Source organism: Corynebacterium sp. UMB10321, assembly GCF_030228725.1.
Lineage (GTDB): Bacteria > Actinomycetota > Actinomycetes > Mycobacteriales > Mycobacteriaceae > Corynebacterium > Corynebacterium pseudogenitalium.
The window spans coordinates 35,107-60,448 of record NZ_JASOZC010000007.1; the positions used below are offsets into that span (position 1 = coordinate 35,107).

At 60.5% G+C, this 25,342-nt stretch carries 29 protein-coding genes and 1 tRNA gene; 14 read left to right on the forward strand and 16 right to left on the reverse strand.

Annotation, left to right across the window (positions count from 1 at the left end; all coding sequences use genetic code 11):
- Nucleotides 1-38 precede the first annotated feature (38 nt).
- The 3 genes from QP752_RS07745 to QP752_RS07755 all read left to right on the forward strand — a co-directional run bounded on the left by QP752_RS07745 (nt 39) and on the right by QP752_RS07755 (nt 2,299).
- Nucleotides 39-1,520: a HEPN domain-containing protein gene (locus QP752_RS07745; protein ID WP_070568670.1), complete on the forward strand. Its 1,482-nt coding sequence runs from the start codon at nt 39-41 to the stop codon at nt 1,518-1,520.
- 274 nt (nt 1,521-1,794) lie between these two features.
- Nucleotides 1,795-2,124: a nucleotidyltransferase family protein gene (locus QP752_RS07750; RefSeq protein WP_070614131.1), complete on the forward strand. Its 330-nt coding sequence runs from the start codon at nt 1,795-1,797 to the stop codon at nt 2,122-2,124.
- Nucleotides 2,054-2,299 (forward strand): DUF86 domain-containing protein, encoded by a 246-nt coding sequence (locus QP752_RS07755; RefSeq protein WP_256374907.1) that lies wholly within the window; start codon nt 2,054-2,056, stop codon nt 2,297-2,299. The genes QP752_RS07750 and QP752_RS07755 overlap by 71 nt, the downstream gene beginning before the upstream one ends.
- 91 nt (nt 2,300-2,390) lie before the next feature.
- Here the strand turns inward: QP752_RS07755 and QP752_RS07760 are convergent, their stop codons facing one another.
- The 3 genes from QP752_RS07760 to QP752_RS07770 all read right to left on the reverse strand — a co-directional run bounded on the left by QP752_RS07760 (nt 2,391) and on the right by QP752_RS07770 (nt 3,254).
- Entirely contained in the window at nt 2,391-2,552 is a 162-nt protein-coding gene (locus QP752_RS07760) for a VOC family protein (RefSeq protein WP_246816755.1), read from the reverse strand.
- Nucleotides 2,553-2,763: 211 nt separating this feature from the next.
- Nucleotides 2,764-3,006 carry a hypothetical protein gene (locus QP752_RS07765; RefSeq protein ID WP_070568665.1) on the reverse strand — a complete coding sequence of 81 codons (243 nt, stop codon included), beginning with the start codon at nt 3,004-3,006 and terminating at the stop codon, nt 2,764-2,766.
- 2 nt (nt 3,007-3,008) lie between these two features.
- Nucleotides 3,009-3,254, reverse strand: a complete 246-nt coding sequence (locus QP752_RS07770) for a ribbon-helix-helix domain-containing protein (RefSeq protein ID WP_034662589.1) — start codon at nt 3,252-3,254, stop codon at nt 3,009-3,011.
- A gap of 129 nt (nt 3,255-3,383) precedes the next feature.
- Between QP752_RS07770 and QP752_RS07775 the strand changes: the two genes are divergently transcribed.
- Nucleotides 3,384-3,665 carry a type II toxin-antitoxin system RelE/ParE family toxin gene (locus QP752_RS07775; protein ID WP_070568662.1) on the forward strand — a complete coding sequence of 94 codons (282 nt, stop codon included), beginning with the start codon at nt 3,384-3,386 and terminating at the stop codon, nt 3,663-3,665.
- Between the two features lie 34 nt (nt 3,666-3,699).
- Nucleotides 3,700-3,960 carry a HigA family addiction module antitoxin gene (locus tag QP752_RS07780; RefSeq protein WP_070568690.1) on the forward strand — a complete coding sequence of 87 codons (261 nt, stop codon included), beginning with the start codon at nt 3,700-3,702 and terminating at the stop codon, nt 3,958-3,960.
- 54 nt (nt 3,961-4,014) lie between these two features.
- Here QP752_RS07780 and arfB read toward each other — a convergent pair whose 3' ends face one another.
- The gene (gene arfB, locus QP752_RS07785; RefSeq protein ID WP_070829487.1) at nt 4,015-4,458 is read right to left on the reverse strand and encodes an alternative ribosome rescue aminoacyl-tRNA hydrolase ArfB; all 444 of its coding nucleotides are present in this window, start codon (nt 4,456-4,458) and stop codon (nt 4,015-4,017) included.
- A gap of 70 nt (nt 4,459-4,528) precedes the next feature.
- Nucleotides 4,529-4,888, reverse strand: coding sequence for a putative glycolipid-binding domain-containing protein (locus QP752_RS07790; protein WP_284805191.1), 360 nt, complete (start codon nt 4,886-4,888; stop codon nt 4,529-4,531).
- Nucleotides 4,889-5,199: 311 nt separating this feature from the next.
- Here QP752_RS07790 and QP752_RS07795 point away from each other — a divergent pair, with 311 nt between their 5' ends.
- Nucleotides 5,200-6,180 carry an NAD(P)-binding domain-containing protein gene (locus QP752_RS07795; RefSeq protein ID WP_284805193.1) on the forward strand — a complete coding sequence of 327 codons (981 nt, stop codon included), beginning with the start codon at nt 5,200-5,202 and terminating at the stop codon, nt 6,178-6,180.
- A gap of 78 nt (nt 6,181-6,258) precedes the next feature.
- On the opposite strand, the gene QP752_RS07800 is transcribed toward QP752_RS07795, so the two are convergent.
- From QP752_RS07800 to QP752_RS07820, 5 genes are all read right to left on the reverse strand, one after another.
- The gene (locus QP752_RS07800) at nt 6,259-8,151 is read right to left on the reverse strand and encodes a cation-translocating P-type ATPase (RefSeq protein ID WP_284805195.1); all 1,893 of its coding nucleotides are present in this window, start codon (nt 8,149-8,151) and stop codon (nt 6,259-6,261) included.
- Nucleotides 8,148-8,507, reverse strand: coding sequence for a helix-turn-helix transcriptional regulator (locus tag QP752_RS07805; RefSeq protein WP_070362728.1), 360 nt, complete (start codon nt 8,505-8,507; stop codon nt 8,148-8,150). Before QP752_RS07805 ends, QP752_RS07800 begins: the two co-directional genes overlap by 4 nt.
- 186 nt (nt 8,508-8,693) lie before the next feature.
- The gene (locus QP752_RS07810; protein ID WP_284805197.1) at nt 8,694-9,242 is read right to left on the reverse strand and encodes a DUF488 family protein; all 549 of its coding nucleotides are present in this window, start codon (nt 9,240-9,242) and stop codon (nt 8,694-8,696) included.
- Nucleotides 9,243-9,252: 10 nt separating this feature from the next.
- Entirely contained in the window at nt 9,253-10,371 is a 1,119-nt protein-coding gene (locus tag QP752_RS07815) for an HNH endonuclease signature motif containing protein (protein WP_284805198.1), read from the reverse strand.
- 69 nt (nt 10,372-10,440) lie between these two features.
- Nucleotides 10,441-10,743 carry a hypothetical protein gene (locus QP752_RS07820; protein ID WP_284805199.1) on the reverse strand — a complete coding sequence of 101 codons (303 nt, stop codon included), beginning with the start codon at nt 10,741-10,743 and terminating at the stop codon, nt 10,441-10,443.
- 146 nt (nt 10,744-10,889) lie between these two features.
- On the opposite strand from QP752_RS07820, the gene QP752_RS07825 reads away from it, so the two are divergent.
- Entirely contained in the window at nt 10,890-11,231 is a 342-nt protein-coding gene (locus QP752_RS07825; RefSeq protein ID WP_143110584.1) for a hypothetical protein, read from the forward strand.
- Between the two features lie 6 nt (nt 11,232-11,237).
- Nucleotides 11,238-11,735: a 2'-5' RNA ligase family protein gene (locus QP752_RS07830; RefSeq protein ID WP_284805200.1), complete on the forward strand. Its 498-nt coding sequence runs from the start codon at nt 11,238-11,240 to the stop codon at nt 11,733-11,735.
- 3 nt (nt 11,736-11,738) lie between these two features.
- Here QP752_RS07830 and QP752_RS07835 read toward each other — a convergent pair whose 3' ends face one another.
- Both QP752_RS07835 and QP752_RS07840 read right to left on the reverse strand, forming a co-directional pair.
- Entirely contained in the window at nt 11,739-12,797 is a 1,059-nt protein-coding gene (locus tag QP752_RS07835; RefSeq protein WP_284805202.1) for an FUSC family protein, read from the reverse strand.
- A gap of 96 nt (nt 12,798-12,893) precedes the next feature.
- Nucleotides 12,894-13,691 carry a spermidine synthase gene (locus QP752_RS07840; RefSeq protein ID WP_070976223.1) on the reverse strand — a complete coding sequence of 266 codons (798 nt, stop codon included), beginning with the start codon at nt 13,689-13,691 and terminating at the stop codon, nt 12,894-12,896.
- Between the two features lie 37 nt (nt 13,692-13,728).
- Between QP752_RS07840 and QP752_RS07845 the strand changes: the two genes are divergently transcribed.
- Nucleotides 13,729-14,148, forward strand: a complete 420-nt coding sequence (locus QP752_RS07845) for a GNAT family N-acetyltransferase (protein WP_070976225.1) — start codon at nt 13,729-13,731, stop codon at nt 14,146-14,148.
- Here the strand turns inward: QP752_RS07845 and QP752_RS07850 are convergent.
- Nucleotides 14,145-15,587, reverse strand: coding sequence for a DHA2 family efflux MFS transporter permease subunit (locus QP752_RS07850; protein ID WP_284805206.1), 1,443 nt, complete (start codon nt 15,585-15,587; stop codon nt 14,145-14,147). The genes QP752_RS07845 and QP752_RS07850 overlap by 4 nt on opposite strands.
- A 61-nt stretch (nt 15,588-15,648) precedes the next feature.
- Here QP752_RS07850 and QP752_RS07855 point away from each other — a divergent pair, with 61 nt between their 5' ends.
- Nucleotides 15,649-16,602 (forward strand): Dyp-type peroxidase, encoded by a 954-nt coding sequence (locus tag QP752_RS07855; RefSeq protein WP_256000409.1) that lies wholly within the window; start codon nt 15,649-15,651, stop codon nt 16,600-16,602.
- Here QP752_RS07855 and QP752_RS07860 read toward each other — a convergent pair.
- Nucleotides 16,599-17,831, reverse strand: a complete 1,233-nt coding sequence (locus QP752_RS07860; RefSeq protein ID WP_256021195.1) for a DUF4185 domain-containing protein — start codon at nt 17,829-17,831, stop codon at nt 16,599-16,601. The genes QP752_RS07855 and QP752_RS07860 overlap by 4 nt on opposite strands.
- A gap of 279 nt (nt 17,832-18,110) precedes the next feature.
- Nucleotides 18,111-18,608 carry a ferritin gene (locus QP752_RS07865; RefSeq protein WP_071573325.1) on the reverse strand — a complete coding sequence of 166 codons (498 nt, stop codon included), beginning with the start codon at nt 18,606-18,608 and terminating at the stop codon, nt 18,111-18,113.
- Between the two features lie 154 nt (nt 18,609-18,762).
- Between QP752_RS07865 and fdnG the strand changes: the two genes are divergently transcribed.
- Genes fdnG through nrfD form a run of 3 tightly spaced genes read left to right on the forward strand, consistent with a single transcriptional unit; the run spans nt 18,763 to nt 24,135 of the window.
- On the forward strand, nt 18,763-22,032 hold the full coding sequence (gene fdnG, locus QP752_RS07870; protein ID WP_284805210.1) for a formate dehydrogenase-N subunit alpha: 3,270 nt from the start codon (nt 18,763-18,765) through the stop codon (nt 22,030-22,032).
- A 9-nt stretch (nt 22,033-22,041) separates the two neighbouring features.
- A complete protein-coding gene (locus QP752_RS07875; RefSeq protein WP_070362714.1) occupies nt 22,042-23,040 on the forward strand; it encodes a 4Fe-4S dicluster domain-containing protein in 999 nt (332 codons plus the stop codon).
- Nucleotides 23,041-24,135 (forward strand): NrfD/PsrC family molybdoenzyme membrane anchor subunit, encoded by a 1,095-nt coding sequence (nrfD, locus tag QP752_RS07880; protein WP_070362713.1) that lies wholly within the window; start codon nt 23,041-23,043, stop codon nt 24,133-24,135.
- Between the two features lie 85 nt (nt 24,136-24,220).
- Here the strand turns inward: nrfD and selD are convergent, their stop codons facing one another.
- A complete protein-coding gene (gene selD / locus QP752_RS07885) occupies nt 24,221-25,210 on the reverse strand; it encodes a selenide, water dikinase SelD (RefSeq protein WP_256059991.1) in 990 nt (329 codons plus the stop codon).
- A gap of 24 nt (nt 25,211-25,234) precedes the next feature.
- On the opposite strand from selD, the gene QP752_RS07890 reads away from it, so the two are divergent.
- Nucleotides 25,235-25,329, forward strand: a tRNA-Sec gene (locus tag QP752_RS07890).
- Nucleotides 25,330-25,342: the final 13 nt, after the last annotated feature.

Sequence of the window (25,342 nt, forward strand, 5' to 3'; positions counted from 1 at the left end):
TGGCCGCAAGACAGGAAGGAGCCCGGACCGGGAGCACGATGCCTAATGATCCTCTCAACCTCGACAAGGCCGGCGAGTGGGCTGGCGTGTGGTGGCTGCCGGAAGCCCCTAGCGAGAAGGTCCCGGGTGTCCTACGGTACGACCCGGAAGATGGTCTCTCTCTGTCGCTGATCGGCACCTTCGAGGATCGGATCTTGACGACGGACTCGTCTGGATGGACTGCTGTTCACGAAGGAACCCGCACCTGGGAAGTCATGCACGGTGTGGCCGAGCTCAGGGAGATCACACTGCTCGGCTGTGTTCCTAGGAGCACCAGAAGGACCATGGGTGCGCGAGTGGCGAGCCCTGATAAGCAGACCGTGACCGCGACGGTCGCCATCATCGGCGCGCATGTCAGCGGTGACGCGGATCCGGCGTTCGCTAGGGCAGAAGTCTCAGTCGAGGATCTGAGTCTCTGGGCGGTGTCTTCTGTGTTCGAAGGATCCCTCGGGGCTCCCGACGGCAAGATCGACGGGACCGGGCGTATCTCGGTGAAGCCGGTCAAGGCGCAATCGGTCGTAGTCGACGACACTGAGTATCGCCTTCAGCACACGCACACGCTTCCATTCTTCGACCAGCGCAAGGGAGGAAGCGTCGGACGTGTGCGGGACACGGTGTCCATCTGCGTCGTGCCAGCCGAACCATTCTCTCTGAGTGTTGCTCTGCAGGAGGCGAGCCTGGTGCAGGACCTGATCTCCCTGGCGACGCATCGCGCGGCCGGAGTGATCTGGCTCCGACTGGAAGTTGCCGGGACCGAGTCGCACTTCCCTGATGGCCGCCCGCTGCCGCGCCGACGTGCCGATGTGCTCTACTCACCGGCCGCGCTTGGAAAACACGACGCGAAAGCCGTCGATCACCACCGAATGTTCTTCACCTGCGGCACGATCCCATTTGAGGAGGTCATGCCCCGATGGTGCGACGCCCATGGCCGCCTGGAGGCAGCGACAAACATGATCTTGGGCTTGCGCTACGCACCGGCCCGTTTTGTTGAGAACAATCTTCTGACGGCAGTCGGTGCTGCCGAGGTGTTGCACCGCAACCTCCGCATCGACGAGAAACCGTTCCCCAACGCGGAGTTCAGGGCGATGCGAGAGGCGATGCTGGCGCAGGTTCCCGATGAGCACCGAAACAGGTTCAAGGGAGCGATCCGCAACGACCCGACCCTCCGTGATCGGCTCCATGCCCTCGCCGCGCGACCCGATCAGGAAGCGATCGCACAGCTCTTACCGGATGTCGACCATTGGGCGAAGTGGACGACGCGCGCCCGCAATGACCTCGCGCACGAGGGCAGAACGCCCAACCATTCCATCGAGGAGCTGATCGCCGTCGTCGAGGTGACGACCGCGGTCGTAATCCTCAACGTCTTGCACGAGCTCGGGTTGCCGGCAGAGCGACAGCGAGAGATCGTGCGGGAGCACCCGCAACTGAGGGCTACGTTTCGTACCGCTGCCGAATGGCTGGTTCCCTCACCAAACCCTTAGGTGCACTGCGATAGCCGCTACTTCGGAACCTCCGTGACGCTGCTGCCCGGTCGTTTAGTGCGAGACGCGTGTAAGCCTGCTCTATCGCTCGTTCGTTGAGTGCGTCATGGCGGGCGGGCGAGACGACCGGCTGTAAGTGGTGGCAGCGCGTCAGTGCCGCCTGGTGCGGCGGTGAGACGGGAAAATGTCGTCGGCCCTTAAGAACGCGGTGGAGTTCCGCTTCAGTGTCAAAGCTCCATGTCGACGTGCTGCCGGGCCCGTTACCCCCGGAAGCATGTCTGAGACCGTCATGACGCCTGAGACGCTTGCCCTACGCGAGATTCTCGTTGCGCGTCTTGACGAGTTCCAGGTGCTCCTCGATCGGTACGGTGCGACCAACCCGAAGTTGTTCGGGTCCGTCGCGCGCGGCACCGCGTCTGCAGGATCGGACATCGACATCCTCGTCGGGATGGACCCTGCGGAGGGACGTCTCCTGATGCGTGCGTCTGGTCTGCTCGAGGAGAGTCGCGCTCTGTTCGGGCGCGATGGCATCGATGTGTTTCCTGCCCAGTTGCTCAGGCACCCGGTATCCGCTTCGACGCTCGCCGAGGCGGTGCCGCTGTGAGTCGCAGTCCGGCGAAGCCGTGAACCATCTTCCCGATGAGATCACCGGCGCGCACCCTGAGATCGTCTGGCCTCAGATTCGGGATCTCCGCAACATCCTGGTGCACCAGTATTTCGGCGTCGACATCGACGTGGTCCGCGATGTCGTCGATACTCATCTGCCTCCTCTTGCCTAGGCGCTGCGGTGCCACATCTCTGCTGACTGACGGCACGGCTCCAAAGGTTATTCGGCTACGGAACGGGGTCGAGTTCAAGTTCAATGTGTAGCTAGGCCCCGGGGATACTCACGCAGAACTCGTTGCCTTCCGGGTCCTGCATGACAGTCCACACCAATCCCGGCGCCTCGTGGGTGATGAGTTCGGTAGCGCCTAGGTCTTTGAGGCGTTCTATTAAAGTTTCGCGCTCCGCCCCGCCAACGTCGATGTGCATGCGGTTTTCCCAGGTATCGGATCCTTAACGCGCTGAAATCCCAGCGCCGGGGTGGAATCAACCATCACAAAATCGCCGTAATCCGCGGCGATTTCGCAACCGGTTGCGGCGGACCAAAACTCGCCGAGTTTTGAGACACTTGCAATGCCTTGGCGAGCGCATGATTGCTGTATCCGGTAAGCACACCGGGTTTCTTCGAAGATATTCGTGCCTAGTCGAGCAGGGCGCGGTACTGTTTGCGTGCCTTCATGGAGTGAATGATCGTTTCGGTGCCGTCATCCCAGATGAGTACGACAATCTCGAGTAATCTCATTGAGCCGTCGAACCCGAGGCGCAGTTCCCTTTGAGGGTGTTCCTCATCGAGTGGGGTCTTAAAAACGCAGCCTGAAGTCGCGGCAGTAACGGAGTCGTCTGGCTTGATGCCGTGTTTCGTGGCGCTTCGGCGTACGTCCATTTCTAAATAGCATTCTTTAGCGCTTCGCGGATTGCCTGAGAGCGTGACCATCCGTTTTCAGCCGCAAACTTGTCGAGGTCCGATATCTCGCCGGGGGAAAGCCGAATGGAGATAACCTTCGCAGCATCTTCGTTTCGAGGTTTCCTTCCACGTCGACGAAGTGTCTCTACGTCGTAGCCTTTCTCGGCTTCGGTTACCCACGCATCGATTTGCTCTTCGCTGACTAGCTTCCCGTTGATAGTTTTCATGCACGTAATCGTAATACGGAAAAGGCTTGGCGGCTAGGGGGAGGTTATATTCTTTCGACAATCCGTCGAGTTCAAATTTAACGTGTAGCGTTATTGACGCTTCGCGTTATGGGGGTGATAAGGTGAAGCATGATCCAGTCGTTCGCTGACAAGGACACCGAGCGTTTGTGGAATCGAGAGCGGGTTCGCTCGATCGATTCCCGCATTCACTCAGTAGCGCTGCGCAAGCTTCGCCAGCTTGGGCACGCGCAGACTCTTGATGAGTTACGGAATCCCCCGGAGAACCGGCTTGAGGCGTTGAAAGGTGATCGGCGGGGTCAGTTCAGCATTCGAATCAATGACCAGTGGCGGATCTGTTTTCGGTGGTCCGCCGCGAGGCCAGAGGAGGTTGAGATCGTTGACGACCACTGACAAGCTCCCTCCGGTTCACCCCGGTGAGATCCTCATGGAGGACTTTCTCAAGGAAATGGGGATCACCCAGCACAAGCTCGCCGTCTCCATCGGCGTTCCGCCCCGCCGGATCAACGAAATTGTTCACGGTAAGCGCGCTGTAACCGCTGACACGGCCCTTCGTCTAGCGAAGTTCTTCGGAATGAGCCCCCAGTTCTGGCTCGGGTTACAGACCCAGTACGACCTGGATGTGGCAGAAGACAAAATCCTCGCCGAGATCGAGAGGATTCAGCCGATTCACGCTGTCTCGACGTAGCGGTTACCCGAACCAGGTCCGTCAGCGTGAGGATATGCACGCGGATGGTTCGAACTAGGGAATTTGGGGTCGCCGTCGCGTGGACTTGAGTTCCGAGCGCCGCTTTTTCGCTTCGAGACGGCGCCGCACCGAGCCGCGCGTCGGCTTCGTTTTCCGCCGCGGGGGAGGCGGTGGGGCGAGCGCCTCGCGCAACAAGATGGCCATGCGTTCCCGCGCCTCGGCACGGTTGCGGACCTGCGAGCGCTGCGTCGATGCGCTCACGGTGAGCACCGTGCCGTCCAGGCGGTGTTCGAGGTTGTGGAGGGCGCGGCGACGCTGGGCGTCGGAAAGCGATGCGCATTCCGCGATGTCGATGGAGAGCTGCACCTTACTGTCGGTGGTGTTGACGCCCTGGCCGCCCGGGCCCGATGCCTTCGCGAACCGCTCCGACAGGTCCGCCGCGGCGACGACGAGGCCACCGGGGATCCCCGGTCCGGGCGCGATGGTCAGATCGTTCATACCGCCCAGCGTAGTTAGAGTTGTTTCCGGATCAGACCCGACGTGCGAGATCAGGGTAATGTACGACCACTCAGTCACCGTCGACCTCCAACTCGACGTCGACTCCCCGTGTTCCGCTTTCGTATCGGACAGTTTCAGCATCGACGGAGCTGTAGTACTGGTCTGATGCGATCACCTGGAGGGACGGTATATCAATCCAAGTTATGATCAGCTGCGTTTTCGGAACCTGAGTCTCAAGCAGCGTCAAGCGACGAATAGGCATTGTGATGGTGAGAGGACACAGACCGAGATCGCAATCGAGTGCGGCTTTCAGGTCGGCTGACTGGACGATACCGGGGGAGGGCAGATCTTCAGGCTGGGCGCCCTCTTCATTGGTTTCCACCGACCCCACGCCTTGCTCGGACCTAAACAGCTCGAGGCTTCGCCCCATCCGTCGCCTTCAACGTTCACCGACACACGTTCGGTCACGCAGTTCTCCGCGGCGCGCAGCTCCCACTTATACGTGCGCACCGTGGTGAGGATTTTACTACGCTTGATGGTGCGAAAAGGCAGGTAGCTTTCGACTGAAACTCGGTCGAGTTCAAGTTCAACGTGTAACGCGGGGCATTAAGGTGGAGATCGTTGATTACCATTGACAAGCTCTCCCGTTGGTGAGCTCGCGGAGACACACCTGGGCGGGCATGTGCCCGATGAGAAACGACACTGAGTGGCGCTTCCGGGAGATTCTGGAGGGATGATCGATTGGCTGAGCATCATACGGCGATCGTCGTCGGTGGTGGCCAGTCCGGCCTAGCCACGTCGTACTACCTGCGACGCTACGAAGTGGACTTCTTGGTCCTAGACAACCAGGAGGAACCTGGTGGAGCGTGGTTGCATACGTGGCCGTCATTGACGCTTTTCTCCGCCGCGGAATTCTCCAATCTGCCCGGCTGGCCCATGCCGCACTACCCGGGGTACCCGCCTGCAAGTCATGTCATCGACTATCTGGAAAGCTACGAAAAACGGTACGACCTCCCGGTGAGGCGCCCAGCGCACGTTCGAAGCGTGTCCCACGAGGGAGGGACGTTCACCCTAGATTCGACCGCCGGTCAATTCACGGCGGAACACGTTGTCGCTGCCACAGGCACGTGGTCCGCGCCCTTCGTGCCCTACTATCCCGGCACTTTTCACGGACGCCAGTGGCATTCGTCGACCTACCCTGGTCCCGAACCATTCCGCGATGCGAAAGTTGCGGTGGTCGGTGGGGCGAACTCGGGTGCTCAGATCGCCGCGGACCTCATCGGGACGTCGGAGGTCACATGGTTCACACGTGAGCAACCGCGCTGGATGCCTGATGATGTCGATGGTCGCGATCTCTTTCTCCGCAGCCGCCGCCGGATTCTCGGTGGCGATGCCGACCCGAACCTCGGGGACATTGTCGCATTGCCTCATCTACGTGAGCTCCGCAACTCCGGTCAGCTCACCGCTACCCCCATCTTCGATAGCTTGAACGAGCTGGACCACGACCACCTGATCTGGTGCACTGGTTTTCGCCCAACCCTCGGTCCATTCCGCCACCTCATGCGCGGCTGCGAAACCGCGGTGAAGAATCTGCATCTAGTCGGTTATGGCAACTGGACCGGCGACGGCTCGGCAACGCTGATGGGTGTGGGGCCTTTTGCCAAACACACTGCCCAGGTTGTTGCGGGCCGTGTCGATAAAGCTCGGCATCAAAAGTTTTGAGATGACGCTTGGTCCCTGAGCAGAACGATCCTTCTAAGATCCGCGTTGGGGAGCCAGCGCGCTGGACGAAAGTGTGGCTCAGCGCTTCGCTTGTGCAGCCCGCAGGCCGTTCAAGATCACGATGACTTCGGCGACCTCGTGAACCAATACGACGGCGGCCAAGCCCAGCACGCCGCTGATCGCCAGCGGCATCAACACGATGATGATAGCCAGAGACAGCACGATGTTCTGGTTGATGATCCTGCTGCCTCGGCGGGCGTGTTGCAGTGCCTGAGGGATCAGCCGGAGGTCGTGGCCGGTGAAGGCGACGTCAGCGGACTCGATCGCGGCGTCAGAGCCGGTCGCTCCCATCGCTATACCCACCGTTGCGCCCGCCAGTGCCGGAGCATCGTTGATGCCGTCGCCGATCATGGCCGTCGGTGTCTTGGAGGAGAGTTCGGCGACGATGCTTGCCTTGTCCTCTGGGCGTAGCTCGGCGCGCACATCGTCGATCCCGGCGATCTCAGCCAGCGCCCGGGCGGTGCGAGTGTTGTCGCCGGTGAGCATGCTCACCTTCACGTCGTTAGCGTGCAGGGTCTGCACAGCTTCGGGAACCTCGGGACGCAGCTCGTCGCGGACCCCGATCGCTCCGGCGAGGGTGTCATCGACGGTGACCAGGACGCAGGTCTGACCTTCGGACTCCATGCGCTCAACGTCTGCCTTCAGTGGCCCGGCGTCGATCCACCGGGGGCTGCCCACCAGCACCCGTCGACCTTCGACGGTGCCGCCGATGCCATGACCGGCTTCCTCGCTGATGTCCGAGGCGGCGGGTGCTTCGGGCGCCGCTGCCGCGATCGCCGCGGCGAGGGGGTGCGTCGATTGCTGCTCAACTGCCGCTGCGAAGGAAAGCACCTGGGCCCGATCGAATCCGTCCGCCGGGACCACCCCGGTAACCTCGGGCTGGTTGCGGGTAAGGGTTCCGGTCTTGTCCACCGCCAGGTGACGGATGCCGCCGAGCCGCTCGAACGCCGCGCCGGACTTGATGACCACGCCGAACTGGCTGGCCGCGCCGATCGCGGCCACGACCGTCAGCGGCACGGAGATTGCCAACGCGCACGGCGACGCTGCGACCAGAACCACCAACGCACGGGTGATCCACGTCTCGGGGTCGCCCAGCAGCGAGCCAATCACGCCGACCAGCACCGCCAGGATCATCACCCCGGGCACTAGGGGTCGGGCAATCCGGTCGGCGATCCGGGCGCGGTCGCCCTTTTCCGCCTGTGCCTGCTCGACCAGGTCCACGAGTGTGGTCAGCGAGTTGTCAGTTCCAGCTGCGGTCGTCTCGACCTCCAGCACACCGGCGGAGTTGATCGCTCCCGCGGGCACCTCGTCGCCCGGTGCGACCTCCTCCGGAATGGATTCTCCGGTGATCGCTGAGGTGTCAAGGCTGGAGCGTCCGGAACGAATGATGCCGTCCGTGGCGATCCGCTCCCCGGGGCGAACGAGCATCAGCTCGCCAACCACGAGGTCCTTCGCTGCGACCTCGACCGCCGTGCCGTCGCGCAGCACCGTCGCGGTCTGCGGCACCAACTTCAACAGTGCTCGCAGTCCGCTCTGCGCCCGGTCCATCGCCTTGTCCTCCAGCGCCTCGGCGATCGAGTACAGGAACGCTAGCGCCGCGGCCTCTCCGACGTAACCGAGGATCACCGCGCCGCCCGCGCTGATTGTCATCAGCAAGCCAATGCCGAGCTTGCGCTTCGTGACAAGGTTCCGGGTAGCGCCGGGCGCGAACGTATACGCCCCCAACAGTAGGCCGACCCAGAACAGTACTGTCGCGGGTGCCTCTAGCCCGGACCAGCCCAGCGCCAGACCTATGCAGAGGGCTACGCCGGAGAAGATCGGCAGTAGCAACTCGGGGTCCTTCCACCATGGCCGATCGAGATCTTCGATTTCCGTGGTTGGTTCGTGTTCGCATCCACACGCTGAACTCATGCGTCCGTTCCTTTCTCGTCGCAGCCGGGCACCGAGCACTCAGGGTCGATGCACGGGGCATTCTCGTCGACAGCCAACGTCGCGTTCACTAGCGCGTTGAGCGCTGTCGCGAGGTGCGGATCGGCGATTTCGTAGCGTGTCTTGCGGCCCTCCGGCTCGGCGACGACGATGCCGCAGTCACGCAAGCAGGTCAGGTGGTTCGAGACGTTCGAGCGGGTCAAGTCCAGGTCGCGCGAAAGCACAGCCGGGTAGCTCGGGCCGTCGAGTAGGGTCATCAGGATTCTGGAGCGCGTCGGATCCGCCATGGCCCGGCCGAGCCGGTTCATGACATCGAGGCGCGAAGCAATAGTCAGCATGTGCTGAACTATACAGTCAATACTGACCTATTTCAAACGCACTGAACTGACATTGAAGCGAAGAGTTTGCCACCTGTTCAATCAATGCATTTTGGGAGGCTTTTGAGAGGTTAGCGCCCCTCTAGCTAAAAATGGGCGCGTACTGCGGAAATGGGAACAGGGGCAGCGGTGGGTAGTTGAAACGTGCTACTTGGTCTCTTGCTCCGGGTAGCGTACTTTCTTATCCTCGCCGACGACAGCTCCGTCGTTAAGCTTCGCTGCACTTAGGGTGGGGCCATGCTGCGTCATTCCCATGATGTGCTGCACGTTGTCGCCGTGGGCCAGGAGGTGGTCGGCGATGATGCGTCGGTGGCAACGCCACCAGACTGCCTCTGAGCACATGATTACTGTTGGGCATGTCCTGGCTTGTTCCCTGAGCGCTTGGAGTGACTGTGCGAATTCGTCGCCAAGTGCGTGGTCCGCGTAGTTGTGAAAGCTTCGGTTGCGCCAGTTGCCGTTCACCTCGAAGGGGACTGTTTTGGACACGTTGCGCCGCCCGGTGAGCCCTTCGTTTCGGGAGTATTCGATGCCGTGCCCAGGTAAGTGTTGGGCAAGTTGATCGTCGTTGAACCAGGGGTACTTCCTGGAGCCGGGAAGCTTGCGCACGTCCACGACTGCACGCACGCCGGAAGCCTCGAGCATGCCCACGAATTGGTCAAACTCGAGGTTTGAATGGCCGACGGTAAAGATCTTCATGCCTCCGACCCTAGGCGCTTTGAGATAGTGGAGCCGTAACGGGAGGTGAGAGGCCTGGCGGATACAAGGCGGGGTCACGCTCTCCGGTCCGTACGCAGTTGCACCTGCCTTTTGCGGCGTAGATTCTGCTGACTGCCGAGTGTTTCGCAGGCACCGATTGGTTGAATTTCATTGGATCGGACGGGTGCTTTCGGTATCCCGCTTTGCCTGTTTGCGGGTCGAAATCCATGTAGCCCTTGTTAAAGGAGCCGTCTCTGTTGTCGTTGTTGCATCTGTGGTGCTCGCGGCAAAGACCAGTGAGGTTTTCGATATCGGTGTGTCCGCCCTTTATCCAGGCGAGGATATGATGTGCCTCACATTCTGACATAGGGGTGGTGCAGCCGAGCCAGGAGCATACTCCTTGGATGGCGAACATTGCGATTCGCTGTTCGACCGATGCGAGCCGGGTGGTTCTCCCCATCCACAGCGGTACTGAGGTGACGCCGTCCACTTGGAGGAGGAAGTCTGTAGTTCCGTCCATGCCGAGGCGTACAAGATCGAAACAGTCGACTTCGATGCCGGTGTTGGTGCCGTAAAGCATGGAAGCATCGCCGTCGGCGAGGTCGTCGAGAGTAAGTGCAATGACCACCGAGGCAGCGCCGCCGTTCGCCTTCTGGTGCGATTGCTCGTGTTGTTTGAAAATGGCGAAGAACTGGTCGAACCGACGTTGCTGCCGGGTGCGGGAGTCCACTTCGTCGTGCATCGCTGCTGGAAGGTTGGAGTTTGGCGCGAGGCCCTTGTCTGTGTGCGCTTTGATCAGGGCGGCATCTCCAGCCGTAGCGTTGATGTAGATGTCTACAGTGCCATCCGATTTGCGACGACCAATGGACATGCCACGATTTTCATACCCGGCATTAGGGTTGGTATGTGGGGCGTGTTTCCGGTTGACGTCGCTGACTGCGCGGCGAACGAACTGCCGGAGGTCTTCGGGGTTGCGACGTAAGCCCTCGGTCATGGCTGCGGAGTAGATGCGGGTGCGTTCGTCCACGCCAGCTTTGAGCAACTTGTCGAGTTCGCGCCGGATGATGTTTTGCTTCTCTGCACTAACCTGGGAAGACGTTCTTCTGGCAGTTGCCTGCTGCTGCTCCACTTCATGGGTGCGAGCGAAAAGCTCCTCGGTGCTTTCCTCGCTGGCCGGGGGAGTGCTAGGTGCTGGCGGCTAGCCGAAGAGGAGTCGGCCGCGTTCAAGGCGGTTGTAGGCTTCGCCCTTTGACAGGTCGAGGCACTGCTGGAGGTACGCGTTGGGGTAGTTAGCGCCGACAATTCGGCCAGCTTCTTCGCGCTCGGCGATGAAGGCGAACGCGGCGTCGATAGTTGCCTTCTTTTTGAATTGCTCCTCGAGGCGTTCCATTTCGTGCCGGATATCACTGAATGTGAGGGCGGAGGGGTCGGCGAAAAGCTCACTTAACGTGCGCAGCGCTGCCGAAATATCGTTGACGCATCGGGTGATTGTGCTGGTCATGACCCCTCCTTTCGTGAGTTGCTCTCACCCTATCAACCCCCGCCGACACAGATCGGCACGATTCGAACAAATGAACGAACTTTCTGGCGGTTTGGTACGTTGAGACGTGGCAGACAATCACTTGAGGGTGGAGGCGCTCGACGAACATGGCAAGCAATGACAGTGATGATCGCTACCGGTACATGGGTCTCGAGATGATTCCGACGCCATGTTGCAAAGCGAAAACCAGTGAGCCTTGCCCAGGGACGGGGTGGATGTGGCGGGTTGGAAACGGTGTCATGGCGCTGAAGTTCAACGATGACAAAGTGCTCACCGGCACTGGATATGGGTTTGATGACTACAAAGATTGGGGCCGAGGAGGCGACCTACAAGACGTGATCTTAAGCGCTGCCGCCGACGGGCTGAGCCTTCCCGATGCCCTCGAGCGTGTCCGCAAGGCGTTCGGCAACCCCGACGTTATCGTGGACCTGAAAGACATCAACGAGTGAGGTCGTATGTCCCCGGAGAACATTTTGCTGCGCTTGCCGAAGACGCAGGAGCAGGAGATTCGCAAGATTTATGAGGAGCTGGCGCAGCGCGGATTTCCCGTTCAGCAGCAGCGCCCGCACGTGTCAGTGACGTTCGCTCCTCAGATGGCTCGAAAGGTGATCGCCCGGGCAGGGGAACTCCTGCCCCAGTTATTGTCTGCGCGTCTGGACAGGGTAGGCACGGTGGTGTTCGGGACGAAGTCGAAGCAGACGGTGGCGTGGCTGCTGCAGGGCCCGGACGAGCTTGAGCGAGCAGCGCGGGAGCTCAGCGAGCTCAATCCCGATGGCCGTGGTGCTCGGTGGATTCCGCACCTAACGATGGGGCTGCGCCTGCCGAAGGCGATCGTAGGGGACTATATCCAGGCACTTGCTGAAGTGACATCGCCACACTTCAGGGCTGTGGATGTGGAGTATGCGGCGCTGTACCAGCCGCGGTATGGCTCCGAGTATCGGTTTGAGGTTTAGGCCTTAGGCTTTAGGGGTGGCAGCCTTGAGGCGTTGGCGTACCAAGTGCGGGTTGGTTCTGGTATATCCGATGGCGATAATTACGAGCGCTGAGGCAGCACCGAGGATGGTTTCCGCACTGCGCGCAAGGAGCATTGGCGCGACGGGGGCAGGTTCGACGGCTTGGATCATCAGCAGGGCGGTCGGGGTGATGAAGCTCGCTGCCAGCGTGTAGTTGCGGGTGACATAGGTTTCGGTCAAGAACTGCAGGATGATGATCCATATCACGAACTGCCATTCCTGCATGTGGTGCGAGAGGAGGAACCCGGCGACGAGAATGCCGGAAAGGGTGCCGAGCATACGTTGCAAGGCACGAAAGTACTGCACGCGGTAGCGGTTGTTGACCAGCGGCACTACCGCAGCGACCATCGCCCAGTAGAAGTGCGACAGCGGGTCAATGAGAGCGACGGAGATGATGCCGATCGTTCCAGCGAGCAGGGGAGCGAGGAAGAATCGCGCTGCCTCTCGCTTCAGCGCCTGCTTATCGACGCCCACTTCCTCCCCTCGCGGTTCACGCACATTGGGACCTTCCCCTATGAGGTGCGATACCTTCCCGAGTGCAAAACACAGTCCCGCAGTCGCCGCAGCTACCGTTGTCGCGATCAGCGGGTGTGCGGGGTGGGCGAGGGAACCTACCGCGGCGATTGCGAAGAGTACGAATACGGACCCGGTTGGGCGTGTGCCTGACCACAGTGCGATGGTCGCCCACACGGAGGACGCGATGGCGGAGATCATCATAATGAGCCACTGGTTTGCGTGGGTCCAAGACATTGTCGCGCCGATTGCGATCGCGACCACGATGGCGGTACCTGCAAGGAGCTGGTGGCGTGCCCTATCCTGTCGGGTTTCATGGCGTCCATAAACACCCGTAAACGCGCCGAAGTTGGCGTAGATGGCAAGGTCGAAGCGGCCGATCCAGAGCAGGAGTAGGAGTGGGATGGCTACTCCGGCGGCTGTGCGGAAGGCAGGGATATGGTCCCGGCGTGCGGGTGCCATCGTGAACATGGCGCGAAAATGGTTCAAAGATCAGCCCTTTCTCCCAGACGTGACAAAATGGTTACCTTAGTCCTCTGCTGCGAGCCCCAAAAACGCTCAGTCTGTCCGATGCGGACGCAAACGTTAGTCGCGCCGGGCAAGGCGGCGATCGGAAGTATCGACGAGCATTGTCGCGCCATCTTTCACGGCCACGGTGGGGGCGGTGGTGGCGTCGAAAACTAAGGGGGCGTTGCTCGCGGCGACGATGACGTTGCCGTACTCGTGGCCGTCGAGCATCGCTGGTGGTGCGACAACCGCGGTGTGGGGGAAGACCTCGAGGAGCCCGGCTATTTCGGCTCGGGTGTTGGGAAGCTGCTGCCTATCGCCGATGTTCGCGATGTAGATGCCTCCCGGGCGCAGTGCCACGGTGCACGCGCGGAAAAACTCGACGGTGGTCAGTGGGCGTGGAGTGTCGGGGCCGCTGAAGACGTCACGAATGATGACGTCGAGGCTGCGTGGTTGGCAGGCATGAGTGAACGCGCGTGCTTCTGCGCAGCGAATCGTGACAGGCTCGACGTTTTCGTGAAAGGCCCAACGCACGAGCTGCGCAAGCTTGCGGTCGATCTCCACCGCCGTTTGATGGCTTTCGGGGTAGCGGTGCGCGAAATGCGCAGGCAGGGTGCACGCGGCCCCGCCGAGATGTACTGCCCGGAAGTCTGAGGGCACGGTGTCGCCGGGGCGGATGAATCCCGTGATCCACTGCATGTAGTCGAAGGTGAGCACCTCCGGCGCACCGAGTACAACGTAGGAGCTGGGGACGCGGTTGAGTTCGAGGGTGTAGCCGCCGTCGCGAAGTTTGTCGGCGATGATGGTCGCTCTGCCGGTGTCTACGGGGAATGTTCCCGTAATGGATTTCTTTGGGGTGCGGGGTTTACGTCGCATTTCATGCTCTACCTTTCAGCGTTTATTCTTACCTGTTATGTACACATTGCGTGAAGCCCGCCCTGAGGACCGCCAGGCGGTCGTGGATGTTTGGGACGAATCTGGCATTACCCAGGAATGGAATGACCCGCCGACTGACTTCGATCTTGCGATGGAAAGCCCCGGCAGCACAGTACTCGTAGCGGAGTCGCCCCAAGGTGTCGTCGACGGCGCGACCATCGTAGGTTTCGACGGCCACCGCGGGTGGATTCACATGACAGGAGTGCGCCCTAGCGCTCGGGGAGGCGGCGTGGGGCGCTTGCTTTCCGACGGTTGCGTGCAATGGCTGCGCGAACGTAAAGCCCCAGCAGTGCACCTGATGGTGGCAGAAGGCAACGACGCAGGGCGTGCTTTCTGGGAGCACCTCGGCTACTTCAAGATTGAGCCACCTGTGTACATGATTTCCCTGGAAGATTAATCGTTCCAAGACTGGGTGCGCACAAACCTGGTGGAAACAAGTACGCCAACGATGACGACGCTCAACGGCAGAAGCATAGACGTGGACATCGCCTGCGCGAATGGTTGGTGAAGCACGTCGGGGAGCGCTTGGGCGCTCCCGCCGCCGGAAAAGTCGGCAGCTGCTGGCCCGAGCTGGCGCGTGAGCTGCTGCGACATCATTGCCGCGATCCCCGCCGAGCCAATGACCGCGCCGAGCTGTCGCACGGTGTTATACACGCTGGAACCCGCCCCGGCCAGGCGGGGATCGAGGTTTCGTGTCGCGATCATGGACAATGGCCCCCACACCATGGAGTTGCCAAACCCGTTGATCACGGAGACCACGAGTAACCACATTGGGGAGACACTCGGGTCGGTAATGAAGGCCGCGGCACCAATCGCGACCGCGACGAGCGAGAGCCCTGCGATCGCGAACGGCTTGGGCTGATGCGTGTTGGTGAGCTTGCCGACCCAAGGCGAGAAGCATCCAGAAATCAATCCCGCGGGAAGCAGGAGCAGCGCTGCTTGGGTTGGCGAGTAGTGTTGCACGTTTTGCACGTAGATCATCCACGGAATGACGTAGGTGGAGATTGCAAACCCAACCGTAGAAATTGCTACGCAGGCGAGGGAAAAGTTTCGGTCAGAAAACAGCTCCAACGGCACCAATGGATCCCGGGTGGTTTTCGCTTGCCACCATACGAAGAGCGACAGCAACACGGCGCCGGCGCAAATGAGTGCAACGATGGCGAAGCTCCACGAAAATGTCTGTCCTTCCTGGATGCCGAACACCAGGCAGAACATGCCCGAAGCCGACAGAGCGACGCCAACCCAGTCAAACGTCCGTGCATTTTGCTCGAGCCTCGGCACGAAGACCCACGCCAATGCGATGCCAACAATGCCCACCGGGACGTTGATGATGAAGATCCACGCCCAGCCCCAGGCGTCGACGAGGAGGCCGCCGAGCAGCGGCCCAACGATTGTCGCTACCCCTGCCGTTGCGCCCCAGACGCCCATGGCGCCACCCCGCTGCTGCGGTGCGAACGTGCGCAGCATCACCGACATCGTCTGCGGTGTCACTAGGGCACCGCCAAAGCCCTGCACAGCCCGGGCAAGAATCAGTGCCTCGATTGAGGTTGCCAAGCCGCACGCCAGCGAGGCGACCGTGAACAGGCTCAAGCCACACAGGTACACGGTCCGCGGTCCGATCCTGTCTCCGAGCCGCCCCGTAATCAGCAGCGGCACCGCGTACGCCAGCAAGTACGAACTGTTCACCCAGATAATCTGGCTGTAGGTGGCGTCAAACGCTGTGGAAATCGCAGGAATAGCGACGGCAACGATCGTCGAGTCCACCAGAATCACGAAAAACCCGACCATCATCGACCACAACGCCGCCCAGGGCCCTGTGCTGCGGGGAGTCTCCATCGCACTGACTCTACCGGGTGGTCGCCAGTGGCGAAAGAGCATAGGGCATATGATGGCACCTATGAGCGATATACATTCGACAGAAGTCTCCCAGAACGTCATCCTCCCGCAGTCAAAAGACGCAATCTTTTTGACGCTCACCATCGCACAAGGGCACGAGCGCGACGTAGTAGACATCATCGGTGGCCTTGCAGGGCTCGTCAACGGTGTCGGCTTCCGCTGGCCAGAAGCTCACTTAAGTGCGGTCCTCGGCATTGGCGCCTCGATGTGGGACCGCCTCTTTACCGTGGAAAAGCCCGAAGGCCTCCACGAATTCGTCGAACTGCAAGGGGAGAAGCACCACGCGCCGTCGACACCAGGCGACCTGTTCTTCCACATCCGTGCCGACGAATATGACGTCGCATTCGAGCTTGCTCGCCGCATCACGAAACAGCTCGGTGACGCCATCGAAGACTTTGACGAGACGCACGCTTTCCAGTACCAGGACTTCCGCGACCCTCTCGGGTTTGTCGACGGCACTGAGTCCCCGCGCGGCCAAGACGGCATCGCAACGGCGATTATCCGCGAAGGAAAGTGGGCGGGTGGCAGCCACATCGTGCTGCAAAAGTACGTCCACGATCTGAAAGCCTGGGACGATTTACCCGTCGAGGAGCAGGAGCGTGTCATCGGCCGAACGAAGCACGAAGACATCGAGTTCGACGACGACGCGAAACCGGCCAACAGTCACGTTGCTGTGAACTCGATCGAAGATGAAGACGGCGAATCGTTGGAGATCGTCCGCAACAACCTCACCTTCGGTGACGCAGCCGGCCAGCAGGGCACATTCTTTATGAGCTACGCGAAGGACGTCGCCATCACCGAGCGGATGCTGCGCCGCATGTTCATCGGAGAGCCAGTTGGCAACTATGACAGAATCCTCGACTTTTCCACGGCACTCACCGGGTGCAACTTCTTTGCCCCGCCGAAAACATTCATGGAAAACGTCGAGGATTACGTCAAGGAAGAACTGCGCTAACCCACAAGCTGCTGTAACTGCGGTGGCAGGTACTGGCGGATGGTGGGCCACGTCACCGCAGCGATTAAGCCCAGCCCGGCGAGCACACCAACCGTGATGAGCGCCGCCTTCGTCTTGGAACTGCCCTCCGAGGACATCAGGTTATCTTCGGCGTCCATGTCATCGGTCTGCGGTGGGTTTGGTGTGACGTTGACGTCGACATCGTTTTGGTCGTGCGGGCGCATCGCTTCAGGGTCAATACCGAAGAACGTGTCCAGGCCCTTGACGTTGAACTGCGTCGACATGTAGCGTTCGTTGGTGTTCGTGTTCCACTGCGAAATGACGACGTCGAGGTTCGCGATCGTGGAACCCGGTACGATGTACCCACCGTAAGGTTGGGAGAAATTCATCGGCGTCTGCTGAAAGTCCCAGTAGCCATTCTTGGCGATTGTCGCGACAGGCACGTCGTTCCAGCTTTGTGGCAGCGTATCCGAAATGCGGACCTCGACGGCGAGCGTGGCCTCGTTGAACATCACGAACACCCAGTGGTTGTCGATGTACCGCAGGTTCATCTCGCCGGCCTTGATCTTGTTACCGTGCAGGATCGCGCCAGCTTCGTTGCCCCACTCGCCGGTGTTCGGATTAAACAGTTCCCAACTTGGCTGGTCGCCGATCTGGTCCTCGGTGAACCGAGCCAGGTACACCGGGTGCTCGCGCTGGAAGCCGGACATCACTGCGTAGATGTAGCCGTCTGGCCCTTTTTCCCAAGAGATGAGCTGGCCAAGGCCATTGAGGTAGTAGTTAGGGGTGCGCCCGATGCTCTTCCAGGTTTTCCCCTCGTCTGTGGACTTCCATGTCTGTGTCTCGAGCACATTGCCGATGCCACGGTTCCACATGCCCTGCATGTACAGCGTTCCGTTGATGTTGATCACGTCGGACGGGATGAGGGTCAGGTTGTCGCCTTCTTTCCGGTAGTAGTTGATCAGGCCGTATGCGTCACGGTGCCCCTTGAGCGGGCGAAGGATTTCGATCTGTCCGTTATTCATTCGTGCAACCACGCCAATGGGGCTGATCCAGTCGCCTTCCCCAAACTTTTTGCCGCGGAATGAGTCGCCGAAGATCATCGCGAACTCATCACCGTTGAGCGGGGTCATCGTACCTAGATCGCCAGCCCCGATACCGACGTGCGCGGCCCACGGGCCGAGCACATCACCCATGATTTGGACGACGGTGCCATCTGGCATCTTCATCGGTTTTTGCTTTGGCTTCGTCGGAAGATCTTCAGGGCCATGCGGCCGGATCGTAGGCCAGGCAGGCAAAATCGAGTTCGCTTGTGCGTGTGCGACAGGAATCGAAAGACCGGTCGCAGCAAGAGCAAGAGTAGTGGCACAGGCGATAATTCGGGTCAAAGGCGGCAAAGGCATGGGGCTCCTGGGATGAAACGTCGTGAGGCAAAATATTCGACGTCCCCTTTCACCGCAGCAGGCTGTGGGGAAGTGGACGTCGATAATTATTGGGCGAATATTGGGTTAGTTCGAAGAATCGTTGCGCTGACCAAGACCCGAGTCCAGGCGCAGCAGTCCAGAACCATCATTGCCGACAAGTGTCAGCTGGTCAACAATCTCGGAAACCGTTGCCTCTTCGCTGATCTGCTCGTCGAGGAACCACGTGATGAGGGAGCGGGAATCGAAGTCCTTGACCTCATCGGCGATGCCAGCGATGTTTCGAATCATCGCGGAGACCTTGCGCTCGTGCTCAAGCGCCGCCTGGAACGCCGCCAGTGGGGAATCGATCGAAGGTGCGTCGAGGGCGACTGTGTGCAGGGTGACGTCGTGGCCGCGGTCGATCAGGTGGGTTGCGAACTTCTCCGCGTGGTCGCACTCCTCGTGGGCCTGCTCAGCGAACCAGGACGCGAAGCCTGGGAAGGACTGTGCCTCCATCGTGTATGCGAGCTGGCGGTACAGTAATGCCGCCTCGTATTCCGCAGTGACCTGCTCGTTCATTGCATCTTGCAATTTCTTGTCCATAGTCAAGCTCCTTTGAAGGTGTAGTTGAAAACTGATGTTACGGCGCTATTTTACGCCTGCGAGGCAAAAATGCATCAAAAGTAAGGGTATCCTAATCAATGACCTGGGGGTATGTCGATGGGGAACCTTCGCAAAATGGGCTATCCTTGCCGGTATGTCTCGTTTTAGTCCCTTAAATTGGCCGGTTGTGCGCCAGATACGCGGTGGTGACGCCTTCGCCCGAGGCGAAAACACCGAATCTGCGCGCAGCCAAGAAATGGAAGGCCGCATTGTAGAAGCGGACCGCGTTGTCAAGAGCGTGTGTCCGTACTGCGCTGTTGGCTGTGGCCAGCGCGTATATGTAAAAGACAATAAGGTCATTCAAATTGAAGGCGACCCGGATTCTCCGCACTCACGCGGACGCCTGTGCCCGAAGGGTGCAGCTTCCGAGCAGCTCGTCAACGCGGAAAACCGCGTGACCGACATTCTGTACCGAGCACCGCGCTCCAAGGAATGGGTCAAGCTTGACCGCGAAACCGCCATGGAAATGGTCGTCGACAGGTTCCTCGAAGCCCGTGAAAACGGCTGGCAGGACTTCGACGACAAGGGGCGCCCTGTGCGTCGAACCATGGGCATCGCAGGCCTGGGCGGCGCCGCGATGGATAACGAGGAAAACTACCTGATCAAGAAGCTGTGGACTGCAGCGGGCGCGGTGCAGGTAGAAAACCAAGCTCGTATATGACACTCTTCCACGGTTCCCAGTTTGGGATCCTCGTTTGGACGCGGTGGAGCGACCCAGCCACTGCAGGACATGGCGAATGCGGACTGCATTGTCATCCAAGGGTCAAACATGGCCGAAGCGCACCCAGTTGGGTTCCAGTGGGTCATGGAGGCGAAGGCGCGTGGTGCACGAATCATCCACGTTGACCCTCGATTCACGCGTACGTCGGCGATGGCGCATAAGCACATCCCGATTCGTGGTGGTACCGACATTATTCTGTTGGGTGCTGTCATCAACTACGTGCTGGAAAACAACCTGTACTTCGAGGAGTACGTCAAGGCATTCACCAACGCTTCGACGTTGATCAGTGAAGACTTTCAGGATACGGAGGACCTTGAGGGTCTGTTCTCTGGATACGACCCTGAAACGGGCGGCTACTCCAACGAGTCGTGGCAGGCGCGCAAGAAATGGGATGCGCAGACTTCGTGGGACGTTGAGAAGGATGAAACCCTTCAGGATCCGCGAACAGTCTTCCAGATTTTGAAGCGCCACTACTCCCGCTACACCCCGCAGGTTGTTGCTGAGTCGTGTGGTATTTCCGAGGAGGACTTCTACTTCCTCGCGAACTCGATTGCGGAGAACTCTGGCCGCGATCGCACCACCTGCTTCGCGTACGCGCTTGGCTGGACTCAGCACACGTTGGGCGCACAGTTCATCCGTACGTGTGCGATCCTGCAGACGCTGATGGGCAACATCGGCCGTCCGGGTTCGGGCATCATGGCGCTGCGTGGCCACGCATCGATCCAGGGCTCCACGGACGTGCCGACGCTGTTCCACATCCTGCCTGGCTACCTGCCAATGCCGCAGTCCACGCACCAGACGTGGGACGAGTACTTGGCAGCAGTGTCGAAGCGTGATCAGAAGGGCTTCTGGCAGACCGGCGACACCTTCGCTGTGTCGTTGATGAAGGCATACTGGGGTGACGCCGCAACCGAGGAGAACAACTGGGGCATGGACCTCATGCCAAGGTTGACTGGTGCGCACTCGACGTACCACACGCTGCAGCTGATGAACCAGGGGCTTGTTGACGGCTACTTCGTCTTCGGCCAGAACCCTGCGGTTGCGCAGTCGAACGGTCGCATTCAGCGCATGGCGCTGACCAAGCTGAAGTGGCTCGTCGTACGTGATTTCTCTGAAATCGAAACGGCAACGTTCTGGAAGGACTCTCCAGAGGTGCAGTCCGGTGAGATTTCGCCGGAGGAGATCGACACTGAGGTGTTCCTCTTCCCAGCAGCGAACCACGTCGAGAAGGCTGGTACCTTTACCCAGACCTCGCGTGTGCTGCAGTGGCGCTACAAGGCCAAGGATGCGCCGGGCGATGCCGAGAGTGACCTCGAGTTCTTCTACGACTTGGGACTTCGCTTGAAGGAGCGCGTCAAGGATTCGACCGACCCGCGCGACGTGCCGTTGCAGAAGATCACCTGGGACTACGAGTGCGATGAGCACGGTGAGATTCTGCCGGAGTCGGTGCTGAAGGAGATCAACGGCTACTACCTCGACGGTCCTCGCAAGGGACAGCTTGTAGACAAGTTTGCGGATCTCAAGGCTGACGGCTCAACCTCCTCCGGCTGCTGGATTTACTGTGGTGTGTACGCTGATGACGTCAACCGTTCGGCGAACAAGCGCCCAGGCCAGGAGCAGAACGCGATGGCGTTGGAGTGGGGCTGGGCATGGCCAATGAACCGCCGCGTGCTCTACAACCGTGCTTCTGCGGATCCGGATGGCAAGCCATGGTCGGAGCGCAAGAAGCTGGTCTGGTGGAACGAGGACAAGGAGCTGTGGGAGTCCGACGATGTTGTGGACTTCCCGGTCAACCGCGCACCTGGGTTTAAGCCAGAGCGCGACGCGGTTGGTCCTGCGGCGCTTGCCGGTGATGATGCGTTCATCATGCAGCCTGACGGCAAGGCTTGGCTGTTCGCGCCAACCGGAATGGTTGACGGCCCGATGCCGACGCACTACGAACCGCAGGAGTCCCCGTTTGCGAACCCGCTGTACAAGCAGCAGCAGTCGCCGTCGCGAATTGTGATGCGTGGGGAGGACAACCTCTCGGCGCCGAACTTTGGCGAGCCGGGTGTTGGCGTGTACCCGTACATGCTGAACACCTACCGTCTGACGGAGGCGTACACCTCTGGTTCGATGACGAGAAGCTTGCCGTTCTTGGCGGAGTTGCAGCCGGAGCTGTTCTGTGAGGTCTCGCATAAGCTGGCCGAAGCGGTCGGTCTCAAGAATGGTGACTGGGCGACGATCATCTCGCCGCGCAACGCCATCGAGGCGCGAGTGCTGGTCACGGAGCGCATGAAGACTCTGGTCATTGACGGTCACGAGTTCCAGCAGATTGGTATGCCGTACCACTTCGGCGCAGGTTCTTACGCCGAGGTCGAAGGCGATGGACCGAACGACCTTTTGGGCATCATGCTGGACCCGAACGTCAACATCCAGGCGTCGAAGGTTTCCGCGGTTGATATCCGGCCGGGCCGACGCCCGCGCGGCGAGGACCGCATGAAGCTGGTGCGTGAGTACCAGCGCCGTGCGCGCCTGACGGAGGACACCGGTACCAAGCTGACCGACGAGTCGAAAGACGTCATCGTTGGTGAGCAGCTCGGTGACACCGAGGCGGCGAAGTACGACTCGACGAAGAAGAATATGGCGAACGGGGAAGGATAGGTTTTGACGATGAAAACGAAGAATCAGATCACCGAATCCCCAGCCAACATCGGGTACGAGAAGGAGGCTCGCAAGGCTTTCTTCACGGATACGTCGATTTGTATTGGCTGCAAGGCGTGTGAGGTTGCATGTAAAGAATGGAACCGAAACCCGCAGGACGGCTACAAGTTGTCTGGTAACTCCTACGACAACACCGGTTCGCTGAACGCGGACACGTGGCGCCACGTGGCGTTCATTGAGCAAGGCGAGGACCGGATTCTGCAGGCTCGTGAAGAGGGTGCAAAGCTCGTCGGGCTTGGAATGCCGAGCGTCAAGCCTGCCGAAGAGGCTTCCACCCGCGCGGTATTGCCGGATACACCGGATTTCCGCTGGCTGATGTCCTCCGACGTGTGCAAGCACTGCACGAACGCTGGTTGCTTGGACGTGTGCCCGACGGGTGCGTTGTTCCGCACCGAGCACGGCACCGTCGTCGTACAGGATGACGTCTGCAATGGCTGCGGTACCTGCGTTGCTGGCTGCCCGTTCGGCGTCATTGAGCGTCGTAGCGATGGTGGCGTTCGCAAGCGCAACGAGCGTTCCGGCAAGGGCGAGGACTTCACACCTGGTGAGAGCGCGCCGATTAAGAACATCGGGGTGGCCCAGAAGTGCACCATGTGCTTCGACCGCCTTCAGGTCGGCGAGCAGCCAGCATGTGCCAAAACCTGCCCGACGACGTCGATCAAGTACGGCACGTACGACGAAATGCTCGCGCTTGCGAAGGCGCGCGTGAAGGAACTGCACGCGCAGGGCATGACGGAAGCTCGCCTGTATGGCGCAAACCAGAACGACGGTGTAGGCGGTACAGGCTCAATCTTCCTGCTGCTGGATGCGCCAGAGGTCTACGGGCTTCCGCCAGACCCAGTGGTTCCAACGGCGAACTTGCCGGAGCTGGCGAAGCGCGGCGTCATTGCCGCAGCCGGAATGGTTGGCACTATTGCAGCCGCGGTCCTGATCGGAGGTAGGAAGTAAATGGCTGAGTTTGATAGCTACCGTCCACCGCAGGAGCCGCGTCGTCCGCGGCGACGTGATCAAGCGGAAGGCGAGCGCCCACGTGGCCCGAAGAAGCGTCGTGGCGAGGAGCTAATGGTGCCGGAGGCAAGCTTTGAGCACTTTGACTCCTACTACGGTAAGCCGATTGTGAAGTTCCCGCCGTGGGAGTGGCCGATTGGTGTCTACTTCTTCCTCGGCGGCCTCGCCGGAGGCTCCTCCTTGTTGGCCGTGGGAGCTGACGCGACAGGCAACAAGGAGCTGCGTCGCAACATGCGGATTAGTTCGATGGCTGCCGCCGCGGTGGGCTCCGGTTGCCTGGTGCTCGACCTTGGTCGCCCGGAGCGCTTGCTGAACATGTTCCGCGTGTTCAAGCTGTCGTCCCCGATGAGCGTTGGCTCTTGGTTGCTGGGTTCGTTCTCCGCGCTGCAGGGGCTTGCTATGCTTCCGGAGCTCGACGAGCTGACTGGCAAGAAGCTGCCGCTGCCAAGCCCGCTGCGCTCGTTTATTGAGTTCGCAGCGACCCCGGCTGGTATTGCTGGCGGTGTGCTTGCCTCGCCGCTCGCGGCGTACACCGCGGTGCTGATCGGCAACACGTCGGTGCCTGCATGGCAGGAGGCGGGCAAGAACCTACCGTTCGTGTTCGTATCATCTGCGACCGCAGCGACGGGTGGCATGGGCTTGCTCACCACTTCGACGGAGAATGCTGCTGTGCCGCGAGCACTCGGTGTCGTGGGCGCAGCCGCCGATGTAGCAGCGACGTCCTACATGACGAGCCAACTGGACGACGTCTCTAAGGAAGCGTTTTCCACGGGCAAGGCAGGCAAGCTTTTCAAGGCTTCCGAGGTTTGCCTCGCGGTTGGTGGCGTTGGCGCGCTGTTCAGTAAAAAGAGTCGAGTACTCGCAGGTATTTCGGGTGTCGCGTTGATGGCGGGTTCCTGCCTGACTCGTTTCGCGGTGCTCGAGGCCGGTAAGCAGTCCACCGAGGACCCGAAGTACGTCGTTGAACCGCAGCGGGAGCGCCTGCGCAAGCGCCGTGAAGCGGGCAAGGTTGATGACGGCATCACTACCGCCTAGCTGCGACTGGAGCTAACACACAACACTGCCCCTCTCACACACCGTGTTGGAGGGGCAGTGTTGTATTTCTAGTTTGGTATTTCGGCTACTTCACCTGAACGCGGCCGGTGCCTGCGACAGTTTCGCCGATGACTGGGTAGCCGGGGATCTCGCCGATGACGAGCAGCCCGCCGGAAGTCTGGGCGTCCGCAAGGAGCAGCAGCTCGTCGCCGTCCAGATCAGAGTCGATGTTGGGGCGTACCCAGTCAAGGTTGCGCTTCGAGCCGCCAGGGATGTAGCCGGCCTCGAGCGTTTCACGGGCGCCGTCGATAAATGGGACCTTCGTGTGGTCGATGACGGCGTCGATTCCGGAGGCGCGTGCCATCTTGAACAAGTGGCCGAGGAGGCCGAAACCAGTGACGTCGGTAGCGGCTTTCACACCGGCGGCGACTGCCTTTTCGGAGGCTTCCTTGTTCAGCGTGGTCATTACTTCGATGGCCTGCGGGAAGACATCGCCGGTTGCCTTGTGGCGGTTGTTCAGTAGGCCAGAGCCGATCGGCTTGGTCAAGGTGATGGGCAGGCCGGCCTCTGCGGCGTCGTTGCGCATGAGCTTGGCCGGGTCCACGATGCCGGTGGCAGCCATGCCGTAGATCGGCTCGGGTGCGGTGATCGAGTGCCCGCCGGTCACGCTGATGCCGGCTGCGGTGGCGGCGTCCATGCCACCGTGCAGTACGTCGCGGATGAGCTCTGAGGGGAGGACATCCCGTGGCCAGGCGAGCAGGTTGATGGCGGTGATTGGGGTGCCGCCCATCGCGTAGACGTCAGAGAGCGCGTTGACGGCCGCGATCTTGCCCCAGGTGTAGGCGTCATCGCAGACCGGGGTGAAGAAGTCGGCTGTGGAGATGACGGCGAGGTCGTCGCGGACGTGAATCGCGGAGGCGTCGTCGCCGTCGTCGAGGCCAACGATCACGTTCGGGTCAGCGAAACCAACCAGTCCCTGGACGGCTTCTTCGAGCTCACCGGGTGGAATCTTGCACGCACACCCGCCACCGGATGCGTACTGGGTCAAACGAATCTTAGAATTATCAGCAGCCATACCTACATGGTAGCGTTGCTTTTCGGAGGCGTACGTGTCCTGGTGGCCACCCCAGTCTTCAAAACTGGTGAGGTCGAGCATCTCGGCCTGGCAGGTTCGATTCCTGTCCGTCTCCGCCAAAACGTTGTGTTG

Bases quoted from the DNA above. Each gene is read 5' to 3' on its own strand.
- QP752_RS07745 (WP_070568670.1), top strand. From the start codon at position 39: ATGCCTAATGATCCTCTCAACCTCGACAAGGCCGGCGAGTGGGCTGGC.
- QP752_RS07750 (WP_070614131.1), top strand. From the start codon at position 1,795: ATGTCTGAGACCGTCATGACGCCTGAGACGCTTGCCCTACGCGAGATT.
- QP752_RS07755 (WP_256374907.1), top strand. From the start codon at position 2,054: ATGTGTTTCCTGCCCAGTTGCTCAGGCACCCGGTATCCGCTTCGACGC.
- QP752_RS07760 (WP_246816755.1), bottom strand. From the start codon at position 2,552: ATGCACATCGACGTTGGCGGGGCGGAGCGCGAAACTTTAATAGAACGC.
- QP752_RS07765 (WP_070568665.1), bottom strand. From the start codon at position 3,006: ATGGACGTACGCCGAAGCGCCACGAAACACGGCATCAAGCCAGACGAC.
- QP752_RS07770 (WP_034662589.1), bottom strand. From the start codon at position 3,254: ATGAAAACTATCAACGGGAAGCTAGTCAGCGAAGAGCAAATCGATGCG.
- QP752_RS07775 (WP_070568662.1), top strand. From the start codon at position 3,384: ATGATCCAGTCGTTCGCTGACAAGGACACCGAGCGTTTGTGGAATCGA.
- QP752_RS07780 (WP_070568690.1), top strand. From the start codon at position 3,700: ATGGAGGACTTTCTCAAGGAAATGGGGATCACCCAGCACAAGCTCGCC.
- arfB (WP_070829487.1), bottom strand. From the start codon at position 4,458: ATGAACGATCTGACCATCGCGCCCGGACCGGGGATCCCCGGTGGCCTC.
- QP752_RS07790 (WP_284805191.1), bottom strand. From the start codon at position 4,888: ATGGGGCGAAGCCTCGAGCTGTTTAGGTCCGAGCAAGGCGTGGGGTCG.
- QP752_RS07800 (WP_284805195.1), bottom strand. From the start codon at position 8,151: ATGAGTTCAGCGTGTGGATGCGAACACGAACCAACCACGGAAATCGAA.
- QP752_RS07805 (WP_070362728.1), bottom strand. From the start codon at position 8,507: ATGCTGACTATTGCTTCGCGCCTCGATGTCATGAACCGGCTCGGCCGG.
- QP752_RS07810 (WP_284805197.1), bottom strand. From the start codon at position 9,242: ATGAAGATCTTTACCGTCGGCCATTCAAACCTCGAGTTTGACCAATTC.
- QP752_RS07820 (WP_284805199.1), bottom strand. From the start codon at position 10,743: ATGACCAGCACAATCACCCGATGCGTCAACGATATTTCGGCAGCGCTG.
- QP752_RS07825 (WP_143110584.1), top strand. From the start codon at position 10,890: ATGGCAAGCAATGACAGTGATGATCGCTACCGGTACATGGGTCTCGAG.
- QP752_RS07830 (WP_284805200.1), top strand. From the start codon at position 11,238: ATGTCCCCGGAGAACATTTTGCTGCGCTTGCCGAAGACGCAGGAGCAG.
- QP752_RS07840 (WP_070976223.1), bottom strand. From the start codon at position 13,691: ATGCGACGTAAACCCCGCACCCCAAAGAAATCCATTACGGGAACATTC.
- QP752_RS07845 (WP_070976225.1), top strand. From the start codon at position 13,729: ATGTACACATTGCGTGAAGCCCGCCCTGAGGACCGCCAGGCGGTCGTG.
- QP752_RS07850 (WP_284805206.1), bottom strand. From the start codon at position 15,587: ATGGAGACTCCCCGCAGCACAGGGCCCTGGGCGGCGTTGTGGTCGATG.
- QP752_RS07855 (WP_256000409.1), top strand. From the start codon at position 15,649: ATGAGCGATATACATTCGACAGAAGTCTCCCAGAACGTCATCCTCCCG.
- QP752_RS07860 (WP_256021195.1), bottom strand. From the start codon at position 17,831: ATGAAGATGCCAGATGGCACCGTCGTCCAAATCATGGGTGATGTGCTC.
- QP752_RS07865 (WP_071573325.1), bottom strand. From the start codon at position 18,608: ATGGACAAGAAATTGCAAGATGCAATGAACGAGCAGGTCACTGCGGAA.
- QP752_RS07875 (WP_070362714.1), top strand. From the start codon at position 22,042: ATGAAAACGAAGAATCAGATCACCGAATCCCCAGCCAACATCGGGTAC.
- nrfD (WP_070362713.1), top strand. From the start codon at position 23,041: ATGGCTGAGTTTGATAGCTACCGTCCACCGCAGGAGCCGCGTCGTCCG.
- selD (WP_256059991.1), bottom strand. From the start codon at position 25,210: ATGGCTGCTGATAATTCTAAGATTCGTTTGACCCAGTACGCATCCGGT.